The following is a 24,098-nucleotide window of genomic DNA, read 5'->3' as shown; positions in this document are numbered from 1 at the left end:
AGAGCTTGTTGGCCGCGATCGACTATGACGTTGAACTGAGGCGCGCCGGGGCGCACGCGACCGTCGGCTGGCGGCGCGTGCTGTTTTTGGCGCAGCGGCATGTGTTGGGTGCGGCCGGGCTCGTCATCATGACCCTGTTCGTGTTCACCGCGATCTTCGCCGACTTCATCGCGCGTTACGATCCGCTGACGATCGATGCCGCCCGGGCACTGGCGCGTCCAAGCCTGGCACACTGGATGGGGACGGATTCCTTCGGCCGCGATGTCTTCAGCCGCATCATTCATGGCGCGCGGATCTCGCTCGCGGTCGGCATCGGTTCGACCGCACTCGGTGGCTCGATCGGAGTGATCGTGGGCCTCACCTCCGGCTATCTCTCCGGCTGGGTCGATCTCGTGTTTCAGCGTGTCTCCGATGTCCTGCAGGCGTTGCCGCTGCTGGTGTTGGCTCTGATCATGACCGCGGCGCTTGGGCCGTCCTTGCCGAACGTCATCATTGCGATCGCCATCCCGCTGATCCCGACCGTCTCGCGCGTCATCCGCGCCAACACGCTGGCGCTGCGCGAGCTGCCATTCATCGAGGCCGCCAAGTCGATCGGCATGAGCGAGGTGCGGATCGCGCTCCGTCACGTGCTGCCGAACACGCTGGCGCCGCTGATCGTGCTTGCGACCGCCCAGCTCGGCTCGACCATCCTCACCGAAGCCTCGCTGTCTTTCCTCGGCCTCGGCATTCCCGAGCCGTACCCGTCGTGGGGCCGCATGCTTTCTGAGTCGGCTGCCGAATATGTCCGCACGGCACCGTGGCTCGTGATCTTCCCGGGCATCGCCATCAGTCTCGCGGTGTTCGGCGCCAATCTGTTCGGCGACGCCCTGCGCGACATCCTCGATCCACGGCAGCGCGGCTGATGGCTGACAAATCCGATCTCGTGCTCGAGGTGAAGAACCTGAAGACGGTGTTCTTCACCAACTCCGGTCTGTTTAGGGCGGTCGATGATGTGTCCTTCACGGTGAAGCGCGGCGAGACGCTGGCGATCGTCGGCGAATCTGGCTGCGGCAAGAGCGTCACCGCGCTGTCGCTGATGCGGCTGGTGCCGGATCCGCCCGGCCGCATCGTCGGCGGCTCCGTCACGCTTGAAGGCACTGATCTTCTGACGCTGGACGAAGCAGAGATGCGCGCCGTCAGGGGTAACCGCATCTCGATGATCTTCCAGGAGCCGATGACCTCGCTCAATCCGGTGATGCGGATCGGCGACCAGATCGTCGAGGCCGTGCGGCTGCACCGGAGCATGTCGAGCAAGGAGGCCCGGGACATCGCGATCGGGATGCTGCGCCTGGTGCGCATCCCCGAACCGGCTCGGCGCGCGCGGGAATATCCGCATCAACTGTCCGGCGGCATGCGCCAGCGCGCCATGATCGCCATGGCGCTGGCGTGCCGGCCGGCGCTGCTGATCGCGGACGAGCCTACGACTGCGCTCGATGTCACCATCCAGGCGCAGATCCTGGCGCTGATCCTGGACCTTCAGAAAGAGCTCGGCACCGGGCTCGTGCTGATTACGCATGATCTCGGTGTCGTCGCGCAGACCGCGCAGCGCGTCATCGTGATGTATGCGGGACGGAAGGTCGAGGAAGCGAGCGTCGAGGCACTGTTCGCCGCACCGAAACATCCCTACACGCGCGGATTGATGGCCTCGATTCCGGCGGTGCCGGCGCCGGGCGTCGCCGCGCCGGCACGGCTGAACGAAATTCCCGGCATGGTCCCGTCGCTGGTGCGGCTGCCCAAGGGCTGTGCGTTCGCGCCGCGCTGCAAGCTCGCGATCAAGCGCTGCGAGGCCGAATATCCGCCGCTCATCGATTGGGGCGGCGGCCATCTCGCCGCCTGCTGGCGTGCGGCCGAAGTGGCGGAGGTCGCATGACCGAAGCGCTGCTCGAAGTCACCGATCTCAAGAAGCACTATCCGGTGCGCGCCGGTGTGTTGCGCCGACAAATCGGCACAGTGCATGCAGTCGACGGCGTCTCGTTTTCGGTTGCGGTCGGCGAGACGCTGGGCCTCGTCGGCGAATCCGGCTGCGGCAAGTCGACGGTGGCGCGCAGCGTGCTGCGGCTGGTCGAGCCGACCTCGGGCCAGATCCATCTCGAAGGCGAAGACATCACGCATCTCTCCAAGTCCGAGCTGCGCCCACATCGTCGTTCGATGCAGATCGTGTTCCAGGATCCGTTCGCCTCGCTCAACCCGCGGATGACTGCCGGAGACATCGTGGGCGAGCCGCTGTTCGTGCACGGGCTCGCGACCGGCAAGGCGCTGGAGGCGCGTACCGCAAACCTGTTCGAGCAGGTCGGCCTGCGGCCCGACCAGATGCGCAACTTCCCGCACCAATTCTCCGGCGGCCAGCGCCAACGCATCTGCATCGCCCGCGCGCTGGCGCTCGGGCCGCGGCTGATCGTCTGCGACGAGCCGGTCTCCGCGCTCGACGTCTCGATCCAGGCGCAGGTGATCAATCTTCTGATCGACCTGCAGCGCGAGCACGGCTTCTCCTACCTCTTCATCGCGCATGATCTCGCGGTGGTCGCCCATATCAGTCACCGCGTCGCCGTGATGTATCTCGGCCGCATCGTCGAGATCGCCGACAAGGACGAGCTGTTTGCAAATCCGCGCCATCCCTACACGCAGGCCCTGCTCGCCTCGGTGCCGGTCGCCAATCCGCTTGCCAAAAAGCTCGCGCCGCTGGTCGACGGCGACGTGCCAAGCCCGGTCAATCCGCCGCCGGGATGCGCGTTTCACACCCGCTGCCGGTTTGCGATGGAGCGATGCCGGACGGAACGGCCGGCGCTGGTGGACGCGGGCGAGGTGCACCAGGTGGCGTGTTTGCTCAATGACGGGACGGGGCGGAGCCAGTAGCTCCGCTGTCGTGCCCTACCCAGCCCCGATCTCGGCCACGATCCAGCCCGTCGTCACCTGCTCGCCCTCGGCGACGTCGATCGCGGCGACGACGCCGTCTATGCCGGCCTTGTGGACGTGCTCCATCTTCATCGCTTCCAGGGTCAGCACCGGCTGGCCGGCACTGACGCGGTCGCCCGGCTTGACCAGGACGGCAACGACGCGGCCGTTCATGGCAGCGCGAACCTTGCCATCGCCGCCGTTGCTTGCGGCGGCCTTCGGCGCCGCCAGCGTGAGATCGGTCGCCGCGAGCGGGATGCCGCGGCGCTGGAGGTGGAGCCGGTCGCCATCGCGCAGGAATTTGGCACTGTCCATCACACCGTCATGGCGGAAGCGGATCATGTCGAGATCGAGCTGATCGATCTCGAACTTGTCGTGCCGGCCGTCGCTGGCGACGATGTAGCTGCCATCGCGCTCGCGCGTGACTTCGAGCTCATACGCGTGGCCTGCGATCTCGATCTTCGCCGGTAGCGGGAACGTTGCCGCGAGGCTCCGTCCGCGGCACCACGACGGTGCCTGCGGGTTCGTGACATAAAGCAGCAGGCCGGCCAAAGCGATATCGAATGTAGCGTCCGCGCGCGGCGCCAGCAACTCGTCGCGATGCGCACCAATGAACGCCGTCGTCGCTTCACCCTTGGTAAAGCCGGGATGACGCAGGCACGACATCAAGAACGCCTGATTGGTGGTCACGCCGAAAGCGGTGAGCTGTTCGAGGCCGACGATCAGCCGCCCCCTCGCCTCCTCGCGGGTCGCGCCATGGCTGATCACCTTGGCGATCATGGAATCGTAGAACGGCGGAATCTCGGAGCCCGATTGCAGCGCATGCTCGACGCGGATGCCATCCGGCACCTGCCAGCGCGCCATGCGCCCGGACTGCGGCATGAAATCCTGCGCGGCATCCTCGGAGCACAGCCGCACCTCGATGGCGTGGCCCGTGAAGTGAATCTCTTGCTGCTTGACCGGCAACGGCTCGCCGCGCGCAACGCGCAGCTGCAGCTCGACGAGGTCGAGCCCGGTGATGGCCTCGGTGACGGGATGCTCGACCTGGAGGCGGGTGTTCATCTCCATGAAGTAGAATTCGCCGCTCGCATCGAGCAGAAATTCCAGCGTGCCGGCGCCCTCGCAGCGCAGCGCCTTCACCGCGGCGACCGCGACCTCGCCCATCTTCGCCCGCAGTTCCGGCGTCACCGCGGGCGACGGAGCCTCCTCGATCAGCTTCTGGTGGCGCCGCTGCACCGAGCAATCGCGTTCGCCGAGATGAATGGCGTTGCCATGGCTGTCGCCGAACACCTGAATTTCAATGTGACGGGGATTCTGGATGGCGCGTTCGAGGATCACCGTCGGATCGCCAAACGCCGCCTTCGCCTCGGACCGCGCGCTACGCAGTGCATCAGGAAACGACGCCGCGTCCGTCACGAGCCGCATGCCGCGTCCACCGCCGCCGGCGACCGCCTTGATCATCACGGGAAAGCCGATCTCTCTCGCCTCCGCGAGCATGATTTCATCGCCCTGATCGGCGCCCTGATAGCCGGGCACGACGGGCACGCCGGCCTTTTTCATGATCTCCTTGGCACCGGCCTTGTTGCCCATGGTCTCGATCGCCTGCGGCGACGGGCCGATGAAGACGAGGCCGGCATCCTTGCAGGCCTGCGCAAACTCCTCGTTCTCGGCGAGGAAGCCATAGCCGGGATGAACGGCATCCGCGCCGCTGGCCTTTGCGGCCGCAACGATCGCGGGAATGTTGAGGTAGGACTGCGTCGGCAGCGGCTCGCCGATGCGCACGGCCTGGTCGGCCTGTTGCACATGGAGCGCGTCGCGATCCGCATCCGAATAGACCGCGACGACACCGAGGCCGAGCTTCCGCGCACTGCGCATCACGCGCAACGCGATCTCGCCGCGATTGGCGACCAGGAGCTTGAAGAACGGCCGGTGCTGCGTTGAACCGTTCCTCATGGGCGGGCCACCGAAAACTGCATGCGCTGGGGCGTACGCGCATCGCCCTCCCGGCAAATCGCGAGCACTTCTGACAGCAGCACGCGGGTGTCGCGCGGATCGATCACGCCGTCGTCAAGCACGCGCGCGCTGGTCGAGAACACGTCCATCTGGCCGTCGAACACGCCGACGATCTGCGCCTTCATGGCATCGAGCTTTTCTTTTTCGACCGGCTTGCCGCGACGCGCGGCTGCCGCTTCGGTGACGATCGCCATGGTCTCGGCGGCCTGCTCACCGCCCATCACGGCAGTCTTGGCGTTGGGCCAGGAGAAGCAGAAGCGCGGATGGAAGCCGCGCCCGCACATGCCGTAATTGCCGGCGCCGAACGAGGCGCCGCAATAGATGGTGATCTGCGGCACCGTCGCCGACGTCACCGCCTGGATCATCTTGGAGCCGTGCTTGATCATGCCGGCTTCTTCGTAAGCTTTTCCGACCATGTAGCCGGTGGTGTTGTTCAGATACAGCAATGGCGTGCGGGTCTGGCAGCACGCCTGGATGAAATGCGTCGCCTTGTTGGCACCGGCCGGATCGAGCGGACCGTTGTTGGTGATGATGCCGATGGCCTGGCCCTCGATGCGGGCATGGCCGCAGACGGTGGCCGGGCCGTAGTTCGGCGCCATCTCGGTGAAGTCGGAATCGTCGACGATGCGCGCGATGACCTGCTTCATGTCCACGGCGCGCTTGTGGTCCATCGGCATGATGCCGAGCAGCTCGTCCTGGTCGTAGCGCGGCGGCTTGTATTGCGCAGCTCCCTTGTCCGGCCGCTCCCATTCCAGCGCCGCCATGATCTCGCGCGCGATGCGCAGGGCGTCGCGGTCATCCTCGGCGAGGTAGTCGCCAAGTCCCGACACCTGCGTGTGCATCTCGGCCCCGCCAAGCTCCTCCTCGGTCGCGATCTCGCCGGTGGCGGCCTTCAGCAGCGGCGGCCCGGCAAGGAAGGCACGGGTGCGGCCACGGACCATGACGATGTAATCCGACAGGCCAGTCTGATAGGCGCCCCCGGCGGTCGACGAGCCATGCGTCACGGTGACGACGGGCAGCCCCGCCGCCGAGAGTCGCGCGAGATTGCGGAAGATGTTGCCGCCGCGGACAAAGTCTTCGACGCGGTAGCGCAGGAGATTGGCGCCGGCGCTCTCAACCAGCTGGACGTAAGGCAGCTTGTTCTCCAGCGCGAGCTCCTGCACGCGTATCGTTTTATCCAGTCCGTAAGGCTGCAGCGCGCCGGCATCGATGCCGGAATCGTTCGCGCTGACCATGCAGCGGATGCCCGAGACGAAACCGATGCCAGCGATGACGCCGCCGCCGGGGACGCTCTTGTCCGGATCCGATACGTCGAACATGTAGCCGGCGAGCGTGGACAGCTCGATGAAGGGCGCGCCGGGATCGAGCACCAGCGCGACGCGCTCGCGCGGCAATAGCTGCCCGCGCTTGTGGAAGCGATCTTTCGCCGCAGCCGACGCCGCACGCGTGCGCTCTTCCAGCGCGCGCATGCGGTCGATCAGGCCGAGCATGCCGTCACGGTTGGCGCGATAGCCGGCACTGCCGGGAGAAATGGTATTTTCGAGAATGGACATGATTATTTCCTACCCGTCATTGCGAGGAGCGGAGCGACGAAGCAATCCAGACTGCCTCAACGGAAAGATTCTGGATTGCTTCGCTTCGCTCGCAATGACGGCTGGGGCCACATTCAGCGATTCGTCCCAAAAATCTTCCGCGCTTCCGCCGGGCTCGCGATCTCGCGGCCCGCACGGCGGGCGCAGGCGGCGATGGCCTCGATCAGCTGGCCGTTCGACGTCACCTTCTTGCCGTCGGCGAGATAGAAGGCATCTTCGAGACCGGTGCGCAGATGACCGCCGAGCTCGGCGCAACGCTGGTGCAGCGGCCAGATTTCTTCGCGGCCGATCGCGGTGACCTGAAATTGCGCCTCGGGACGCTTCAGCCTGATCAGGATCGGCAGCAGATCGGGATCCGACGGCATGCCGGAGGCGACGCCCATCACAAAGTTATATTCGAGCGGGCCTTTATACATGCCGACCTGACGGTACATGCCGACACAGCGGACGATGCCGACGTCAAAACATTCGAATTCGGGGATGGTACCGACCGCGTTCATGACGTCGAGATAGTCCTTCACCTTCTCGACCGCATTGTCGAACATCATCGGCGGCCAGGCCCAGCTGTTGTCGGCCTTCACCTTCAGGTAGTTCAGCGAGCCGGCATTGCAGGCGGCGATCTCCGGCCTGGTCTCGCGGATGCAATCCAGCGCACCGCTGTAGTTCGGCCCGGAGACGCCGGAGGTGTGGTTGATGATCACGCCGGGGCAGGCTTCGCGGATCGCCTGCTGGATCTCCTTGCTGACGTTGACCTCCCAGGACGGCAGATGCCCCTTGTCCGGTGCCTGCTGGCGCAGATGGATGTGCATGATGGACGCGCCGGCGTCGAACGCAGCCTTGGCCTCGCGCGCCATCTGCTCAGGCGTGACAGGCACGTTGTGCTGCTTCGGGTCGGTGAGCACGCCGTTCAGCGCGCAGGTGATGACGGCCTTGTCGCTCATGCCTTGAATGTCTCGCACGTTGATAATTCAACGCTTGCGATCATGTGATGGGCGGCATGCGGCTTCTTGCGCGGAGAAGCTGGAAAACGGAAGTCGTAGGGTGGGCAAAGGCGCTCTTGCGCCGTGCCCACCATGTCTCAGCGTGGATCGAAGATGGTGGGCACGCTTCGCTTTGCCCACCCTACAAGAGCGGCGCTAACTCGCCTCCGCCAGCCTTACCGTCTCGGTGCTGCGATAAATCGCAAGATCGCGCGAGCCGACGAAGATCGCGCGCGGCTTCAAGCCATAGAAGCGGCGGATCGAGTGGCTGAAATGGGTGCTGTCGGGATAGCCGATGTCCTGCGCGAGATGGGCGAGGTTGAGGTCCTGGTTGGCGAAGTGCAGCAGATGCCGCGCGCGCTTCCAGGCGCGGAAGGAGCGGAACGAGATGCCGGTCTCTTCCTTGAACAGATGCAGGAAGCGCGAAGCGGAAAGTCCGGCGTCCGCCGCGCATGTGACCGCCGTCACGGGCTCACCCGTGAAGCGGCCGATACGGGCGACCGCACGCGTGACGCGAGGATCGAGCACCCGGCGCGGCAGCGCTTCGCCAAAACACATCTCGTCGAATTCGGCGGTGGTGATGTCGCCGTACCGGCGCTGGCGCAGCAGCGTGTAGGCGGCGAGGATCTTGCGGGCATAGACGGCCTTGTCGGGTCCGGTGAGCCGCTCGGCCAGGACCTCGATCACGCCATCAGGCATGCTCTCCGGCTCCAGCGTGACGCTGATCGCGGTGCGATAGTCGCTGGCAATGGAATGCCGCTGGTTCGGTAGGGTGACGAACAGCTCGCCGGTGGCGAGGGCATCATCGATCGTCAGATGCAAGCTGCCCTTGACCGCGACATAGACGTGACAGCAGCCGGGAGTCCGCTTGCGGGGGCGGCCGAGCAGGCCGGCATAGAATACCCGCTCCGGCGTGATCAGCATCAAATGGTCGGATTCGCGACCGTTATCTTCCATTGGGATCCTCCTCGCGCGGCTCTTTGGCCGCTGCGGACGGAGGTCACCTTAGCGGAAATCTGGGCGCTGTCACGGCGGGATAGCGCTATCATGAAGCGCAAAAGGTCGGCAGGCCAGGAGGGTGGTGGACGAGACGGAACTCTTCAACAACCGTCGTCCCGGCGAAGGCCGGGACCCATACCGCGAGGTCTATCGAAAGGGCCGGTGCTGATCCCGAACGACGAATCTTCGCAAAGGTTCTCCTTGGGGGTATGGGTCCTGGCTTTCGCCAGGACGACGATCAGGCCCTTACCCTCGGCGCTACGTTCTGCTCGACGCCGGCCTGTTGCTCCGCAGCAACCGCGCGCTTGAAACCATCGCGCTGCTGCAAGCGCGCCCAATAGGCTGCGACATTTGGCCCAAAATCCTTGGCAAGCCCGATAGTGTCGGCGAGGCGGAGCGCGTAGCCGATCACGATGTCGGCGGCCGTGAAGCGGCCGGCGCACAAGGCCTCACTATTTGCGGTGGCTGCCTCGACGGCGCGCAGCCTCCCTAAGAACCATTTGGCATAGTCGCCGGCGACCTGCGGATTGCGGCGCTCTTCCGGCTCGAGCTGGGTGTATCGGAGCACCAGCGTCTGCGGGAAGGTTAACGTGGCGTCGCTGAAATACATCCAGTTCAGGAACGCGCCATAGGCGGGATCCTCCGGCCCGACCATCAGTGGCGTCGGTCCATGCTTGATGCCGAGATAGTGGCAGATGCCGGACGATTCCGTCATCCTGGTCTCGCCATCAACCATGAAGGGAATCGTGCCGAGCGGATTGAGCGCGAGGTATTCCTTGGCGAAGACCCGGGGCGGGAACGGCAGCATCTTGAGCTCGTAGGGAAGCCCCATTTCCTCCAGCATCCAGAGCGGACGGAACGAGCGCGCGCCGTCGCAGTGATAGAGCGTGATCATCAGGAACTTCCTTTGCTGCCGGGCAGCGTGCCCATCATCTTGCACAGGACCATCAGCATGACCTCGTCGGCGCCACCGCCAATCGATGTCAGGCGGCTGTCGCGATAGGCGCGGCTGACCGGCGTCTCGTTGGTAAAGCCCATTCCGCCCCAATATTGCAAGCAGGCGTCGGTAAGCTCGCGGCCGAGCCGCCCGGCCTTCAGCTTGGCCATGGTCGCCAGTTTTGTGACATCCTCGCCCGCCACCAGCGCCTCGCCGGCACGGTAGATCAGCGCGCGCAACAGCTCGACCTCGGTCTGCATCTCGGCCAGCTTGAAATGGACGACCTGGTTGTCGAGAATCGACTTGCCGAAGGCCTTGCGGTTGCGGGTGTATTCGATGGTCTCGTTGATGATGTGTTCATGCGCCTTCAGGCAGGCGGCCGCGCCCCAGAGCCGCTCCTCCTGGAACTGGACCATCTGGTAGGTAAAGCCCTTGCCCTCCTCGCCGATCCGGTTGCGCTTGGGCACGCGGACATTGTCGAAGAAGATCTGCGCGGTGTCCGACGAACGCATGCCCATCTTGTCGAGTTTTCTCGCGACGGTGACGCCCTTGGTCTTCATGGGGACGCAGATCAGCGACTTGTTGCGGTGAACGGGCCCGTCGCCGGTATTGGCGAGCAGGCAGATCCAGTCGGCCTGAGTGCCGTTGGTGATCCACATCTTGCCGCCATCGACGACGTAATCGTCGCCGTCCGCGCGCGCATTGGTCTTGATCGAGGCGACGTCGGAGCCTGCGCCAGGCTCGGAGACGCCGATGCAGGCCACATAGTCGCCAGAGATCGAGGGCGCTAGGAATTCGCGCCGCACTTCATCGGAGCCGAACCGCGCCAGCGCCGGCGTCGCCATATCGGTCTGCACCCCGATCGCCATCGGCACCCCGCCGCAATTGATGGCGCCGAGTTCCTCCGCCATCATCAGCGCGTAGGAATAGTCGAGGCCGGATCCGCCGAATTCGACCGGCTTGTTCAATCCGAGAAAGCCGAGGCTGCCCATCTTCCTGAACAGCTCATGCGCCGGGAAGATGTCGGCCTTCTCCCATTCATCGACGTGCGGATTGATCTCGTTGGCAATGAATTTCTGTAAGGAACGGCGGATCTCGTCGTGGTCGGCGGTAAACAGCATTTGTCGGCTCAGCTCTCGGTATCTCTGATGTGCTCGTCATGGCCGGGCTTGTCCCGGCCATCCACGCCTTCGCCACCCGCCATCAAGAACGTGGATGCCCGGGACAAGCCCGGGCATGACGGAGGGGGCGTTCACAACCCCATCTGCCGCGACGCCAGATCCTTCATGATCTCCTCGGTGCCGCCGCCGATGGCGTTGACCTTGACCTCGCGGTAGATGCGCTCGGCCTTGATGCCGCGCATGAAGCCGGCGCCGCCAAAAATCTGCACGGCTTCAGAGGCGCAGAATGCCATGGTCTGGGTCGCCTGGTTCTTCATCATGCAGATTTCGGCGACCGGGCTTTCACCCTGCTCCAGCCGCCAGGCCAGCATCTCCAGCATCGCTTGCGACGCGGCGACCTTCTGCGCCATGTCGACGATCTTGTGGCGGATCACCTGGTGCTGCGCGAGCGGCTTGCCGAAGGTCTTGCGCTCCTTGGCGTAGGCGATGGCTTCGTCGAGGCAGACGCGCGCGAACGCGGTGCAGCCCGCCGCCATGCCCATGCGCTCGCTGTTGAAATTCCGCATGATGATCTTGAAGCCCTGGCCTTCCTCGCCGATCAGGTTTTCCGCCGGTACGCGACACTCGTCGAAATGCAGGGTCGCGGTGTCGGAGGCCCACCAGCCCATCTTCTTCAGCTTTGTCCGGGACAGGCCCGGCGTATCCCCCTCGATCAGGAGCAGGCTGACGCCGCCGGCGCCCTCACCGCCGGTGCGCACCGCAACGGTCAGATAGTCGGCGCGCATACCCGAGGTGATGAACGTCTTCTCGCCGCTCACAACGTAGTGATCGCCGTCGCGCCGCGCCTTGGCCCGGAGGCTCGCAACATCAGAACCGCCGCCCGGCTCGGTGATCGCGAGCGCGGAGATTTTCTCACCCGCGAGCACCTGAGGCAGCACGCGCGCCTTGACCTCGGGGCGCGCGGCCCGCGCGATCGGCGGCGAGCCGATGGTATGGCTCATCAGGCTGGCGCTGACGCCGCCGGCGCCGGCCCGCGCCAGCTCCTGGCTGGCGACGATCTTCATGAACTGGTCGGCGGCGATCCCGCCATATTCCTCGGGAAATCCGAGTCCCAAGAGGCCGATCTCGGCCGCCTTGCGATAGAGCGCGCGAGGGAATTCGCCGGCCTCGTCCCACTCGTGGGCAAAGGGCGCAATCTCTTTGTCGACGAAGCGGCGCATCACATCGCGAAAGGCGTCATGCTCGGCGGTATAGAACGGGCTCATCATCGCACTCTCGCCCTGCTGGCGGATTCGTCTCGTGCACCATGGCCGGAACTTTGACGGCTCACTTGCGCGGAGTGGCTGGCCGGCGGCCGCTTCCGAGCAGCGCCCGCTCTAGCAACTCAACGCAAGACGATTTTCATCGCTCGCGCGCCAACTCCGGATCAAAAAGAAGCGTGGTGCACAAACTCCGGCTGGCCCCAGGGCCATGCCGGGCATGGTGCATGGCAATAGGGACGTGGGCGGCACCAGACCGCCGAGGGAGGAATTTTGGCCGTTCGTTACTACGACTGGATCGCCCATTATGGCCGCCGCACGCCGAGCAAGGTCGCGGTGATCGACCTCGCGAGCGAGCGCCGCTTCAGCTATGCGCAGCTCGATGCGCGCGTCTCTCGTCTCGCCTCGTTTCTGCGTCATACGCTGAAAGTCTCGCGCGGCGAGCGCGTCGCAGTGCTGGCGCTGAACACGACCGATACGCTGGAGGTGCAGTTCGCCTGCGGCCGGTTAGGTGCGATCTTCGTGCCGCTGAACACCCGCCTCACCGTTCCCGAGCTCCAGTTCATCACCGCAGATTGCGCCCCGAAGGTGATGATCCACGACACCGATCTCGCCGAAACGGCGCTTGCCGTGGCAAAGCTCTGCGGCATTGAGACGAGCCTGCTGCTTGGCCCCGGCGGGACTTATGAGGCCGGCATCGCCGCCGCAAAGCCGCTCGATAAAATCGAGGAGGTCACCCTCGATGACGTCTCGACCATCATGTACACCTCGGGCACGACGGGTCATCCCAAGGGCGCCACCATCACCCATGGCATGACCTTCTGGAATTGCGTCAATCTCGGCGGCCCCGCCTGCATCGGGCCATCCTCGGTGCTGCTCACCGTGCTGCCGCTGTTCCACACCGGCGGACTGAACTGCTACACCAACCCGGTGCTGCACGCCGGTGGCACGGTGATGATCATGCGCGCCTTCGATCCCGGCACGGCGCTTGGCCTGATCAACGATCCCGCGCAGGGCGTCAACGTGTTCTTCGGCGTGCCCGCGATCTACCAGTTCATGGCCCAGCATCCGGCCTTCGCGACCACCGACCTCGGCCGGCTGATCGTCGGCGGTGTCGGCGGCGCACCAATGCCAGTGCCGCTGCTCAAGGTGTGGGAGGCGCGTGGCGTCGCGCTTCAGCAGGGCTACGGCATGACCGAGACCTCGCCGGCGGTGCTGGTGCTCGACCGCGAGGATGCGGCGCGCAAGGCCGGCTCGGCCGGCAAGCCGGTGTTGCACACGGAAGTGCGCATTGTGCGTCCTGATGGCAGCGACGCCGATGTCGGCGAGCTCGGCGAACTCTGGGTTCGGGGGCCGAACATCACGCCCGGCTACTGGAACAGGCCGGAGGCGAACAGAACGTCGTTCACAGACGGGTGGCTGCACACGGGCGACGCGACACGCGTCGACGAGGAAGGCTTTTACTACATCGTCGACCGCTGGAAGGACATGTACATTTCCGGCGGCGAGAACGTCTATCCGGCCGAGGTCGAGAACGTCCTGCACCAACTCGACGCCATCGCGGAAGCCGCCGTGATCGGCATTCCCGATCCGCAATGGGGCGAGGTTGGCCTGGCCATCGTCGCGGCCAAGCCGGGCCAGCGGTTGACCGAGGCAGCAGTCTTCGCGCACTGCGCGGCGAATCTCGCGCGCTTCAAATGTCCGCGCCAGGTCCGCTTCGTCGATGCGTTACCACGCAACGCCACCGGCAAGATCCACAAGCCAACCTTGCGCAAGGAATTCTCGATCACCTCCGAAGTCGACAAGAAAGCCGCCAACGCCTGATCAAAGCGCCCCTCTCGCGGGCGCTTTTCTTTTTTGAAGTGCCAAAGTCAGAAGAAACCCCAAAGAAGCCCCAAGGAATTTTCATGAACAAGAAACTCGCCCTGCTTGCCGCGGCAACAGCGATGACGCTGTTTGCGACCCACTCCGCGTATGCCCAAAAAGCGTACGACACCGGCGTCACCGACACCGAGATCAAGATCGGCAATGTCGAGGCCTATTCCGGCCCGGCTTCCGCCTACGGCGTCATCGGCAAGACCGAGGAAGCCTATTTCAAGATGATCAACGACCAGGGCGGCATCAACGGCCGCAAGATCAACTGGATCTCCTACGATGACGGCTACTCGCCGCCGAAGACGGTTGAGCAGATCCGCAAGCTGATCGAGAGCGACGAGGTCTTCCTGGTGTTCAACGCACTGGGCACGCCGACCCAGACCGCCGTGCAGAAGTATCACAATTCCAAGAAAGTGCCGCAGCTGTTCCTCGCCACAGGCGCCAGCAAGTGGAACGACCCGAAGAATTTTCCCTGGACCATGGGCTTCCAGCCCAGCTACCGCGTCGAGGCACAGATCTTCGCCAAGTATATTTTGAAGGAAAAGCCGGACGGGAAGGTTGCGATCTTCTATGCCAACGATGATTTCGGCAAGGACTACCTCGCCGGCATCAAGGACGTGTTCGGCGACAGGGCATCGAAAATGATCGTGGCGGAAGAGAGCTACGAGACGTCGGAGCCTTCGATCGACGCCCATATCGTCAAGCTCAAGGGAACCGGCGCCGACGTCTTCGTCAACATCGCGACCCCGAAGTTTGCGGCGCAGGCGATCAAGAAGATTGCCGAGCTGGAGTGGAAGCCGATGCATCTCATGACCGATGTCTCGGTGTCGATCGGCGCGGTGATGAAGCCGGCTGGTCTCGAGGCATCCGAAGGCGTGCTGTCGGCCGGTTATCTGAAGGACGCGTCGGATCCGCAGTGGAAGGATGATGAGGGCATGAAGAAATTCATGGCCTTCGTCGACAAATACATACCCGGTGCAAATATTTCGGACGCCAATCTTGTTTACGCCTATGCCGCAGCCCAGACCATGGTGCAGGTGCTGAAGCAGGCGGGCGACAATCTGACCCGCGAGAATGTGATGAAGCAGGCAGCGAGCCTCAAGGACTTCGTCCCCGACACCCTGATCCCGGGTATCAAGATCAACACCTCGGCCACGGACTTCGCGCCGATCGAGCAGCTCAAGATGTGGCGATTCAAGAAGGGCCAGTGGGAGCTGTTCGGCGACATCATCAGCGCCGAAACCGGCGGCTAGTTCGACTGAAAAACTACCGAATAGCGGCTGAAAGGCCGCTATTCTTTTCAAGCGAGCGACGACGCTATTCCCGCGCTTTCGACGTCGATCATGTCGTGGCCGACGTCGATGCCCGCGATGGACAGACCGAGACGACGCGAATCGCCGACGCCCCTGAACCCGGGGCATGCCCAGGCGAGGGTTGCGATGCCTGACGGCGGCACATCGAGGCTCAGTGTGTAGCTGTCATAACCGGTCACGACCGCCTCGGGGGCGACGGGCGTGCCGTCGAGATAGAATCGCGTGCCGATCGTATGCAGCGGCGCGCGAAGCGGCGGGCTTCGAACGCGGACGATGGTGCGGCCGGGCATCCCCTTGATCCGCACGGCGGCCTCCGGTTCGCTCCAGCGGAACGTGTAACCGGCGGAGAACTCCTCGGCATGGAATCCGATCTGCGCGATAATCTGCTCCCCAAGAAACCCGCCGACAGACCGCGCATCTCGCCCGAGACGATGAATGCAATCGAGTCTCTGATGCCGGATCAGCGCGGCGATGTATCGCCGCATCCATCGCGCGATCGCCTCGCTCGATCCGACGGCCGTCAGAACGACCAGCACGGCCCGCGCGTGCCACGCCCCCAGCCGCGCGAAACCGCGTGCGCCGAGATCGCCGAGCAGCGCCGGCACGGCCCAACGCCATAACGCCAGCACTTTCTCGTCAGGCCGTCCCCAGCCGCCGCCAGCGAGGCTGTAGCGCAGGAGCGCGTTCAGTGCATTGCGGGCGAGCGACGTGCCGGCCTCGCTCCGCGAGCTCCACTCGATCGGAACGTCGAGCAGCTCGCTGCCGGGATCGTTGCGGGCCTCGCCCAGATAGCGAATCTCGCCTTGCACGAAGTCGAGCGTGAATTTCTTCAGCTCGTCGATCTCACCGACATAGTAGTGATGGAAGCGCGCCTCCTCGAGATAGCCGAGGGAATAGCCTCTCGCGTGATAGGCGGCGGCAAGCACCCATTCGGCGAAATGACCGAACTCTTCGCGCAGGCCGCCGCATTCCCGGTAGACGTCGCGCCGCGTCACGAAACACTGATCCAGGACCTTGCGCCAGGGATGCTGCTTCATACCGAACTCGATGTCGGCCTGGTACATGGCTGCCTCTGCCACGGATAGCCGGTTATGGCAGATCGGGATCGAACGACAGGAAAAGCCGGCCCAGTCGGGATGAGCATCGATCGCGCGAATGCAGAGTTCGATCACGTCGGGTTCGGGCCGGCAGTGCGATTCCGTGAAGAACAGATAGCTGCCGCGCGCCTTCGTCGCGCCGAATGCGCAGAGCCCGATGTCGTGTTCGGAATCGGTGAATTCGAGGCGAGCCCTGTTGCCGGCCAACACCTTCAACTGCTCGCGTGCCGTGAAATCCGGCGGCACGACCAAGATGATCTCGTAGAGCGATGTGTCGGCAGTCTGCGACGTCCAGCCGAGCCAGGACAGCTCCCACTGCCCGCGGTGAGATTCGAGCGGGATAATGATTGAGAACAGCGGAGATTCGCCGTCGTCGAGTGCGGGCGCGTCCTGCATGTCCCCTTATAGACGCATGCTGCGTCATTCCGGGCTATTTCTTGCGGACTATACCGACAGAAACAGCGCGAACGATTCTTCCACCGTCCGGCGCAGATGCTTTTGGTACAGTTCGTGGTTGGCATCGCCGGGCGCGACCCGCCCCAGCGAGGGCTTCGCGAAGTTTCGGAGCGGCACATAGGCGATCGGCGCTGCGATCGGCGTCAGCTGCGAGCCGGGGCCGGCGCGGAGCGTCGAGATGATCCCGTACATTTCGCCGGCGACCGTCGGCCGCGACACCGTGATCACGCGATGCTGGCCGTGCTTGATGATCACGAGATAGATGAAGCCGGACTGATGCGGCACCGCGACCTCGCCGGTGTGTTCGTAGGCGGCATCGGTCCGCTCCCCCTCGCGGAACACCAGTGAAGAGACCTTCGGCTCCCAGATGATCTCGGTGCGGTAGGCGAAGATCGCGTCCTTGTCGCCGAATGACGGTCGCAACGTGATGTAGACGTCCTCGAGCCAGGTCACCGCGCGATGTGCGTAGGAGCCGAGGCTGTCGGGCGCGACATCGCTTGCGGCCGGAGGCGTCACCACGGCGGCGCTTCTGCGCAGGGAGACGCCCAGCGCCTGCTCCAGCCGCACCGTGGTCGCCAACGTGAACGGCCGTCGGCCGCCGAGCACCTTCTCCAGCGTCGACAGGCTGAGCTTGGCCTGCTCGGCCAGCGCCTGCCGGGAGATCCGGCGTCTGGCGAGCTCCTCGCGAATGGTCTCCGCGATCTCGCGACTCTGCTCGTCCGAAAGCTGCTTGTCGGTGAATTTGTCCTGCGTCTGCATCGTGGCCCTGCTCCAGGACGACATCCTAGCAGGGCGGACAAACCAGCACAAAACCGCACTTCGCCCCCCGACGGCGGCCCGCGCGGGCCGGCCGCGACGGATCATTGCCGATCATTCTGCTCGCGAACTCGGGCCGTCCCGGCGGATGCTCAGAGCCAGCAAACATCCTCGGGAGCAGGCCAAATGGATACCTACGACACGACGGACAGCAACGAACACCCTTGGCTGGGCAGACTGATCGTGGTCGGAATGTTCCTTCTGGCGCAGGGCATCGCGGTGATGCTGGTCGCCTTCGTGGCCCTGCTGGTGAGCTTGGAGCCGGGCTGGTCGGCGACGACGGAGCAGGCCAGCCTGCTTCAGCCCGGCGATGCCAAATCCGGGTCTCTTCTCCTCAAGGAGGACGGCGCCTACACGGAAGCGATCCGCCTCGGCATCGACGTCGACATCACGGTATCAGGCCCGACGCTGCGCGCCCGCGTCACCCAGATCTTCCGCAATCCGACCAAGGACTGGGTCGAGGCGACCTATGTCTATCCGCTCCCCGCCGGCGGTGCCGTCGATTCGCTGAAGATGGTGGTCGGCAACCGCGTCATCGTCGGCGACATCAAGGAGCGGCAGCAGGCGCGCGTGACCTACGAAGAGGCGCGCCGGGCCGGCCAGAAGGCCGCGCTCACCGAGCAGGAGCGGCCGAACATCTTCACCAACTCGGTCGCCAATATCGGCCCCGGCGAAACCGTGCTGGTGCAGATCGAATATCAGGAGCCGGTGCATCAATCCGGCAACGAATATTCGCTGCGCCTGCCGCTGGTGGTCGGGCCGCGCTACAATCCGGCGCCGATCGTCCAGAGCGTCGATTTTCGCAACGACGGTTCCGGCTGGGGCGCGACGAATTCGGACCCGGTGCCGGACCGCGACCGCATCTCGCCGCCCGTGCTGGATCCCGCCAAAAATGCGCCGGTCAATCCGACCAGCATCACGGTGCGCCTGAACGCCGGCTTTGCGCTCGGCGAGGTCAAGAGCCCCCATCATAATTTCAAGGTCGAGAGCCCGGACAATACGACGCGAATCGTCACGCTTGCCGACGGTGCCGTGCCTGCCGACCGCGATTTCGAACTGACCTGGAAGCCGGCTGCCGTGAAGGCGCCGTCGGTCGGCTTGTTCCACGAGCGCGTCGGCGACGCCGATTATCTGCTCGCCTTCGTGACCCCGCCCGCCGCCGAGCAGGCGACGCAGAAGCCACGGCCGCGCGAGGTGGTATTCGTGATCGACAATTCCGGCTCGATGGGCGGCACGTCGATCGTTCAGGCCAAGGCGAGCCTCACCTACGCGCTCTCCCGTCTCCAGCCGACCGACCGTTTCAACGTCATCCGTTTCGACGACACCATGGACGTGCTGTTTCCGGCTTCCGTGGCGGCGGATGCCGAGCGTGTCGGTGAAGCCACCTCGTTCGTCAGCGCGCTGCAGGCGCGTGGCGGCACCGAGATGGTGCCGGCGATGCGGGCCGCGCTGACCGACAAGCTCGGCGACGCCAGCATGGTTCGCCAAATCGTATTCCTGACCGACGGTGCGATCGGCAACGAGCAGCAATTGTTCGAAACGATCACGGCGATGCGCGGCCGCTCGCGCGTGTTCATGATCGGCATCGGCTCGGCGCCCAATACCTATCTGATGACGCGCGCCGCCGAGCTCGGCCGCGGCGCCTTCACCCATATCGGCTCCGTCGAGCAGGTCGAGGAGCGCATGCGCGGCCTGTTTGCCAAGCTCGAGAACCCGGCCGTGACCGGCCTGAGCGCAAAGTTCTCCGAAGCCAAGGCCGACGTCACACCGACGATCATTCCCGACGTCTATCGCGACGAGCCGCTGGTGCTGGCGGCAAAGCTCGACACGCTTGCGGGCTCGGTCGAGATCAAGGGCCGCGTGGGCGACCGCCCATGGTCGGTGACGCTGCCGCTGCAAAATGCGGCCGAAGGCAAAGGCCTGTCGAAGCTTTGGGCCAAGCGCAAGATCGATGATGCCGAAGTGGCGCGCACCCTGCGCGAGATGACGCCCGAAGACTCCGACAAGGCGATCCTGGCACTGGCACTCGACCATCAGATCGTCACCCGGCTCACCAGCCTCGTCGCGGTCGACAAGACGCCGAGCCGTCCCGAAGGCGAGCCGCTCAAGCCCAGCGAGTTGCCGATCAACCTGCCGGCCGGTTGGGATTTCGCGAAGGTCTTTGGCGAACGACAGCAAGTCCCGGCGCAGCTCCGCGAGCGTCACGCCGATGCACGCAACCAGCCGGCCACGAGGCGGCCGACGCCCGCTGCACCGGATACGATCCGCCTGCCCAAGACCGCGACCTCGGCGGAGCTGAAAATGACCGCAGGCCTGATCCTGATCGTGCTCGCCCTGATCCTGTTCGTGTTCAACCGGCGTCAGACCTTGCTCACTGACGCCGCTTGAGAGAGGAGCCCCCGAACTCCTCTGTTAGCGCGCGCGGCTGCCCGTCCCACACCAACGGCCGCGCGCGCCTTTTTTGAACACGCCCTCTCAACTTCGTCATTGCGAGCGAAGCGAAGCAATCCAGAAATTCATCCACGGAGACAGTCTGGATTGCTTCGTCGCTTCGCTCCTCGCAATGACGGGAATTAGCACAATGCCCCGCTTCATCTCTCCCCTGGCTCTCGCCCTGATCGGCATCATCCTGTTCGGCGACGGCGCCTACATCCATGCCAAAGCGTGGCTCGCGCAGGTGCTGCTGGAGCGCGCGTTCGACCGGAGCGTTGCGACCGGCGAAGTGGTCAGGCCATGGTCATGGGCCGATACCTGGCCGGTCGCGCGAATCGAGGTGAAGCGGATCGGCGCCAGCGCGATCGCGCTGGAAGGCGCGAGCGGCCAAGCGCTCGCTTTCGGGCCCGGCCATATCCGCCAAACGGCTGACGCGGGCGAACGGGGTGTTGCCATATATGCAGCGCACCGCGACACTCATTTCCGCTTCCTGCGGAATGTCGCCATTGGTGACCTGATCGATGTCACACGTAGTGATGGCAAGCACTTTCGTTTTCGCGCGGATTCATCCGCTGTGGTTCGCTTCGATGCCTCTGGCATCGATCCTACGGCACGGACTGCCGAACTCGTGCTCGCGACCTGCTGGCCGTTCGACGCGCTCGCGTCCGGCCCCGAGCGCTACATCCTGCATGCCACCCTGATCGGAGCCGATGAATAGCGGTTCGCAATCGATCCGCACCCCCCTCTTGAATCCGCCCGACGTGTAGGGACAATCCCGCTTGATGGAACCGCTGAACCGGCGCCGTCGACCGGAGACCTATCAGAACGGCCCATTGAGCATTTTCGCTGCAATTTGCGAGAAGAACGGTGATGGATGAGGAGTTCAGGCAGCGTCTCGAACAGCTCGAGAACCGCGTCGCGCTCCTGGAGAGGAACCAGGATCTTATTGCCGCCGGGCAAAGACGCTCCTCGCTTCGGAGCCTCTGGCGCCGCCCGCCGATGTGGACCTTCGAGCAATATCCGCCGCGCCTGCTCAACCTGACGGTTTTCCTGCCAGCACCTGCGATCCATTCGGGCGCGCCACGAATCGCGATGGTCACGCCGAGCTACAACCATGCGCAATATCTCGGCGCCACGATCGACAGCATCGTCAGCCAGAACTATCCGGACCTGTATTATCACGTGCAGGACGGCGGCTCGATCGACGGCACGCTCGATCTCTTGAAGAGGCGCGGCGATAGCCTCAGCTGGAGCAGCGAACCGGACAAGGGGCAATCCAGCGCCATCAATCTCGGCTTCGCCGGCATCGAGAGCGAGATCATGGCCTATCTCAACAGCGACGACATCCTGCTGCCCGGGACGCTTGCCTATGTCGCAAATTACTTCATCGCACATCCGCGTGTCGACGTCGTCTATGGCCATCGTGTCTTCATCGATCGCGAGGGACTCGAGGTCGGCCGCGCCGTGCTGCCGCCCCATGACGGCAAGGCGTTGCGATATGCCGACTACATTCCGCAAGAGACGATGTTCTGGCGCAAGCGCGTGTGGGACAGGATCGGGCCGATCGACGAGAGCTTGCACTACGCGATGGACTGGGACTTCATCCTGCGAGCGCAAGCCGCAGGATTCAAATTTGCACGCCTGCCGCGATTTCTCGCCTGCTTCCGAATCCATGACGCACAAAAGACGGCGTCCACCTATGCGGTCGGCGTCAGGGAGATGGGCGTCCTGCGGCGACGCATTCTCGGCTTCGAACCGACACAGATGCAGATCCGGCGCGCCGTCGCTCCTTATCTGGCGAAGCAGTTGGCCTATCACTACGCCTACAAGCTCGGCATGCTGAGATATTGAACGACCGCGCGAGCAGTGATCCGGAGATCCCGGATCACCAGGGTTTGATGCGCGCTCATTCCACCGCACGGCATGCCCGCCCACGTGGTTGCCAGTCCGAAGAACTCGCCATAGAACAGAGCGACGCACCGCCAACAAGAACAACAGGTGAGGTCACACCATGGAAGCTCGCGTATCTGCCGCCCCCGCTTCATCGCGCCCATGGTCTTCGCCGTCCGATGCCAGCGACATCGTCAAGGGCATCCACGCCATGCTGCATCCGCGCAACATCGTGCTGGTGGGCGCGACCGACAAGCCCGGAAATTATGCCGAGCGGATCTGGAACAATCTGGTCAAATACGGCTACGAAGGCGGGCTCTATCCGGTCAATGCCAAACGCGACACCGTCTGGGGTGTCCCCTGCTACAAAGACTTTGCAAGCCTCCCGGAAAAACCCGACCACGTGCTGGTGCTGGTCCCGGCGCGCTTTGCCGTGCAGGTGATCCGCGATGCCGCCGCGGCCGGCGCGCGCTCGGCCACCATCGTCACCTCGGGCTTCAGCGAGTTGCAGGACGAGGAAAGCCAGAAGCTCGCCGCCGAACTGCAAGCGGCCGTCCGCGAGACGGGATTGGCGGTCACCGGCCCGAACTGCCTCGGCAATTTGAGCGCCGGCGAAAAGCTCTTCACCAATATCGACGACCGTATCGTCACCATGGAACAGGGCGCGGTGGCGATTGCCGGACAATCCGGTGCCATCGTCATGGCGATCCGCCAGGCCTTGGAAGATCGCGGCGTCGGGGTCGGCTACATGGTGACGACCGGCAACGAGGCCGGGCTCGAGACGCCGGACCTGATGCGCTATTTCGCCGAGGATCCGAGCATCAAGGTGATCGTGGTGTACCTCGAAGGCGTGCGCAACACCAAGGCATTCCGGGACGCCTGCAAGGCGGCGCGCGCCGCGAGCAAACCGGTAATCGCGCTCAAGCTCGGGGCGTCCGAGGGTGGCCGCGCGGCGGCGATGGCGCACACCGGCGCGCTCGCGGGCTCGATCGAGACATTCGACGCCATTGCAACGCGCGAAGGGGTCATCAGGGTCGGCGGGCTCGACGAACTGATCGAGACCACCGAATGCTTCGTCCATGCCGCTGTGCCCAGGGGCGACCGGCTCGCCGCAGTGACGCTATCCGGCGGCAAGCGCGGCATGCTGATCGACGCCTTCGATGCAGAGGGCCTGAATTTTGCACCGCTCAGCTCGCATGTCGGCTCGGAGTTGGCAAAGATGCTCGGGCCGGGCTCGATCGTCGGCAACCCGCTCGACGCTGGCTTTGCCGCGGTGGTCGATCCCTCCGTCTACATGAAAACGATCGGGCTGATGATCGACGACCCCGATATCGACATCGTCATCATCGATGCCGAGCTGCCGAAAGCGCCGCACGAGCTGCGCGAGCGCAATCTGCGCATCGTCGACGAGATGGCGAGCCGGGCCGGCAAGCCGGTGATCTATATCAGCGCGATGTCGATCGGCTTCACGGAGTTCACCAAGACCTTGCGCAAGTCGCTGCCGCATCTCGCGGTCATGCAGGGCATGGATCGCGCGGTAACTGCGATCAAGTCGCTGCTCGACTACGCCAAGCTGCGCAAGGAAGTGCCCGATATCGTCTCGAGCTCGAAGCCTGCCGCGCGTGCCGTGCTGGAGAAGGCGCTGAAATCGGCAACCGGCGCCGCGCTCGACGAGGTCGCCTCGAAGAAGCTCCTGAAGGCCTATGGCATCCCGACCTCGAAGGAGGCAATCGCACAGACGGCAGCCGAGGCCGTGAAGATCGCCAAGCAGATCGGCTTCCCTGTCGTGGCCAAAGTCGTCAGCGCCGAGATCCTGCACAAATCAGATATCGGCGGCGTGGTGCTGAATCTCACCAGCGCAGCCGAAGTGAAAAAGGCGTTCGCCGACATCACCGCGCGGGTGAGTAAGCTGAAGGGCAAGCCGAAGCTCGATGGCATCCTGATCGCGCAACAGGTCAAGGCCGATCTGGAGCTCGTGGTCGGCGCCTCCCTCGATGCCGAGATGGGCCCGGTCGTGCTGTTCGGCACCGGCGGCATCGACATCGAGCTGATGAAGGACGTCGCGCTCGCCGGTGCGCCGCTGGACGAGGCCGAGGCGCGGCTCCTGATCGGCCGCACCAAGGCCGGCATCAAGATGCGCGGCTATCGCGGCAAGCCGGCCTTGCACGAGGCCTCCGCGGTGAAGGCCCTGGTCGGCCTGTCCAACCTGATCGCCGATGCCGGCGACCGGATCGCCTCGATCGACGTCAATCCGTTCCTGATCAATGCCAAAACAGGCGTCGCCGTCGATGCCCTGATCGTGCTGAACAATGCTGCGGCCAAGCGCGCCGCCGGGCATTGATGTCGCTGGGCGGATTAGCGCAGCGTAATCCGCCAAATCGGTCCA

General features: G+C 64.5%; 18 protein-coding genes. 9 read left to right on the top strand and 9 right to left on the bottom strand.

Going from position 1 to position 24,098, the window contains the following annotated elements; genetic code table 11:
- Positions 1–8: 8 nt before the first annotated feature.
- Genes AC0L3U_RS13335 through AC0L3U_RS13325 form a run of 3 tightly spaced genes read left to right on the top strand, consistent with a single transcriptional unit; the run spans position 9 to position 2,892 of the window.
- The gene (locus tag AC0L3U_RS13335) at positions 9–902 is read left to right on the top strand and encodes an ABC transporter permease (protein WP_018455966.1); all 894 of its coding nucleotides are present in this window, start codon (positions 9–11) and stop codon (positions 900–902) included.
- Complete coding sequence (locus AC0L3U_RS13330; protein WP_473362061.1) at positions 902–1,909, top strand: ABC transporter ATP-binding protein; 1,008 nt, start codon at positions 902–904, stop codon at positions 1,907–1,909. The genes AC0L3U_RS13335 and AC0L3U_RS13330 overlap by 1 nt, the downstream gene beginning before the upstream one ends.
- Complete coding sequence (locus AC0L3U_RS13325; RefSeq protein WP_473362060.1) at positions 1,906–2,892, top strand: ABC transporter ATP-binding protein; 987 nt, start codon at positions 1,906–1,908, stop codon at positions 2,890–2,892. Before AC0L3U_RS13330 ends, AC0L3U_RS13325 begins: the two co-directional genes overlap by 4 nt.
- A 15-nt stretch (positions 2,893–2,907) precedes the next feature.
- On the opposite strand, the gene AC0L3U_RS13320 is transcribed toward AC0L3U_RS13325, so the two are convergent.
- The 7 genes from AC0L3U_RS13320 to AC0L3U_RS13290 all read right to left on the bottom strand — a co-directional run bounded on the left by AC0L3U_RS13320 (position 2,908) and on the right by AC0L3U_RS13290 (position 11,841).
- Positions 2,908–4,884 carry an acetyl/propionyl/methylcrotonyl-CoA carboxylase subunit alpha gene (locus AC0L3U_RS13320; RefSeq protein WP_473362059.1) on the bottom strand — a complete coding sequence of 659 codons (1,977 nt, stop codon included), beginning with the start codon at positions 4,882–4,884 and terminating at the stop codon, positions 2,908–2,910.
- Positions 4,881–6,497, bottom strand: coding sequence for an acyl-CoA carboxylase subunit beta (locus AC0L3U_RS13315; protein WP_473362058.1), 1,617 nt, complete (start codon positions 6,495–6,497; stop codon positions 4,881–4,883). The genes AC0L3U_RS13320 and AC0L3U_RS13315 overlap by 4 nt, the downstream gene beginning before the upstream one ends.
- A 113-nt stretch (positions 6,498–6,610) precedes the next feature.
- Positions 6,611–7,477, bottom strand: coding sequence for a beta-keto acid cleavage family enzyme (locus AC0L3U_RS13310; RefSeq protein ID WP_473362057.1), 867 nt, complete (start codon positions 7,475–7,477; stop codon positions 6,611–6,613).
- Positions 7,478–7,672: 195 nt separating this feature from the next.
- Entirely contained in the window at positions 7,673–8,473 is an 801-nt protein-coding gene (locus AC0L3U_RS13305; RefSeq protein WP_473362056.1) for an AraC family transcriptional regulator, read from the bottom strand.
- A 280-nt stretch (positions 8,474–8,753) separates the two neighbouring features.
- Positions 8,754–9,410, bottom strand: a complete 657-nt coding sequence (locus AC0L3U_RS13300; RefSeq protein ID WP_473362055.1) for a glutathione S-transferase family protein — start codon at positions 9,408–9,410, stop codon at positions 8,754–8,756.
- The gene (locus tag AC0L3U_RS13295; protein WP_473362054.1) at positions 9,410–10,573 is read right to left on the bottom strand and encodes an acyl-CoA dehydrogenase family protein; all 1,164 of its coding nucleotides are present in this window, start codon (positions 10,571–10,573) and stop codon (positions 9,410–9,412) included. Before AC0L3U_RS13295 ends, AC0L3U_RS13300 begins: the two co-directional genes overlap by 1 nt.
- 131 nt (positions 10,574–10,704) lie before the next feature.
- Positions 10,705–11,841 (bottom strand): acyl-CoA dehydrogenase family protein, encoded by a 1,137-nt coding sequence (locus AC0L3U_RS13290; RefSeq protein WP_473362053.1) that lies wholly within the window; start codon positions 11,839–11,841, stop codon positions 10,705–10,707.
- A 264-nt stretch (positions 11,842–12,105) separates the two neighbouring features.
- Between AC0L3U_RS13290 and AC0L3U_RS13285 the strand changes: the two genes are divergently transcribed.
- Complete coding sequence (locus tag AC0L3U_RS13285; protein ID WP_473362052.1) at positions 12,106–13,656, top strand: acyl-CoA synthetase; 1,551 nt, start codon at positions 12,106–12,108, stop codon at positions 13,654–13,656.
- A gap of 83 nt (positions 13,657–13,739) precedes the next feature.
- On the top strand, positions 13,740–14,960 hold the full coding sequence (locus AC0L3U_RS13280) for an ABC transporter substrate-binding protein (RefSeq protein ID WP_473362051.1): 1,221 nt from the start codon (positions 13,740–13,742) through the stop codon (positions 14,958–14,960).
- A 47-nt stretch (positions 14,961–15,007) separates the two neighbouring features.
- On the opposite strand, the gene AC0L3U_RS13275 is transcribed toward AC0L3U_RS13280, so the two are convergent.
- Together AC0L3U_RS13275 and AC0L3U_RS13270 are read right to left on the bottom strand one after the other, a co-directional pair.
- A complete protein-coding gene (locus tag AC0L3U_RS13275; protein WP_473362050.1) occupies positions 15,008–16,513 on the bottom strand; it encodes a glycosyltransferase family 2 protein in 1,506 nt (501 codons plus the stop codon).
- Between the two features lie 48 nt (positions 16,514–16,561).
- A complete protein-coding gene (locus AC0L3U_RS13270) occupies positions 16,562–17,332 on the bottom strand; it encodes a helix-turn-helix transcriptional regulator (RefSeq protein WP_473288443.1) in 771 nt (256 codons plus the stop codon).
- Positions 17,333–17,515: 183 nt separating this feature from the next.
- On the opposite strand from AC0L3U_RS13270, the gene AC0L3U_RS13265 reads away from it, so the two are divergent.
- The 4 genes from AC0L3U_RS13265 to AC0L3U_RS13250 all read left to right on the top strand — a co-directional run bounded on the left by AC0L3U_RS13265 (position 17,516) and on the right by AC0L3U_RS13250 (position 24,053).
- Complete coding sequence (locus AC0L3U_RS13265) at positions 17,516–19,777, top strand: marine proteobacterial sortase target protein (RefSeq protein WP_473362049.1); 2,262 nt, start codon at positions 17,516–17,518, stop codon at positions 19,775–19,777.
- Between the two features lie 193 nt (positions 19,778–19,970).
- Positions 19,971–20,540, top strand: coding sequence for a class GN sortase (locus AC0L3U_RS13260; RefSeq protein ID WP_473362048.1), 570 nt, complete (start codon positions 19,971–19,973; stop codon positions 20,538–20,540).
- Positions 20,541–20,692: 152 nt separating this feature from the next.
- Positions 20,693–21,673: a glycosyltransferase family 2 protein gene (locus AC0L3U_RS13255; protein ID WP_473362047.1), complete on the top strand. Its 981-nt coding sequence runs from the start codon at positions 20,693–20,695 to the stop codon at positions 21,671–21,673.
- Between the two features lie 160 nt (positions 21,674–21,833).
- On the top strand, positions 21,834–24,053 hold the full coding sequence (locus tag AC0L3U_RS13250) for an acetate--CoA ligase family protein (protein ID WP_473362046.1): 2,220 nt from the start codon (positions 21,834–21,836) through the stop codon (positions 24,051–24,053).
- Positions 24,054–24,098 lie beyond the last annotated feature (45 nt).

The sequence above is a fragment of the Bradyrhizobium sp. Kon69 genome (assembly GCF_055807515.1).
The sequence above is the reverse complement of the archived record's forward strand: the minus strand, read 5'-3'. Positions and strand labels throughout refer to the sequence as shown.

Bases quoted from the DNA above. Each gene is read 5' to 3' on its own strand.
- AC0L3U_RS13265 (WP_473362049.1), top strand. From the start codon at position 17,516: ATGGATACCTACGACACGACGGACAGCAACGAACACCCTTGGCTGGGC.
- AC0L3U_RS13330 (WP_473362061.1), top strand. From the start codon at position 902: ATGGCTGACAAATCCGATCTCGTGCTCGAGGTGAAGAACCTGAAGACG.
- AC0L3U_RS13260 (WP_473362048.1), top strand. From the start codon at position 19,971: ATGCCCCGCTTCATCTCTCCCCTGGCTCTCGCCCTGATCGGCATCATC.
- AC0L3U_RS13320 (WP_473362059.1), bottom strand. From the start codon at position 4,884: ATGAGGAACGGTTCAACGCAGCACCGGCCGTTCTTCAAGCTCCTGGTC.
- AC0L3U_RS13315 (WP_473362058.1), bottom strand. From the start codon at position 6,497: ATGTCCATTCTCGAAAATACCATTTCTCCCGGCAGTGCCGGCTATCGC.
- AC0L3U_RS13270 (WP_473288443.1), bottom strand. From the start codon at position 17,332: ATGCAGACGCAGGACAAATTCACCGACAAGCAGCTTTCGGACGAGCAG.
- AC0L3U_RS13300 (WP_473362055.1), bottom strand. From the start codon at position 9,410: ATGATCACGCTCTATCACTGCGACGGCGCGCGCTCGTTCCGTCCGCTC.
- AC0L3U_RS13295 (WP_473362054.1), bottom strand. From the start codon at position 10,573: ATGCTGTTTACCGCCGACCACGACGAGATCCGCCGTTCCTTACAGAAA.
- AC0L3U_RS13280 (WP_473362051.1), top strand. From the start codon at position 13,740: ATGAACAAGAAACTCGCCCTGCTTGCCGCGGCAACAGCGATGACGCTG.
- AC0L3U_RS13255 (WP_473362047.1), top strand. From the start codon at position 20,693: ATGGATGAGGAGTTCAGGCAGCGTCTCGAACAGCTCGAGAACCGCGTC.
- AC0L3U_RS13290 (WP_473362053.1), bottom strand. From the start codon at position 11,841: ATGATGAGCCCGTTCTATACCGCCGAGCATGACGCCTTTCGCGATGTG.
- AC0L3U_RS13310 (WP_473362057.1), bottom strand. From the start codon at position 7,477: ATGAGCGACAAGGCCGTCATCACCTGCGCGCTGAACGGCGTGCTCACC.
- AC0L3U_RS13250 (WP_473362046.1), top strand. From the start codon at position 21,834: ATGGAAGCTCGCGTATCTGCCGCCCCCGCTTCATCGCGCCCATGGTCT.
- AC0L3U_RS13325 (WP_473362060.1), top strand. From the start codon at position 1,906: ATGACCGAAGCGCTGCTCGAAGTCACCGATCTCAAGAAGCACTATCCG.
- AC0L3U_RS13305 (WP_473362056.1), bottom strand. From the start codon at position 8,473: ATGGAAGATAACGGTCGCGAATCCGACCATTTGATGCTGATCACGCCG.
- AC0L3U_RS13275 (WP_473362050.1), bottom strand. From the start codon at position 16,513: ATGCAGGACGCGCCCGCACTCGACGACGGCGAATCTCCGCTGTTCTCA.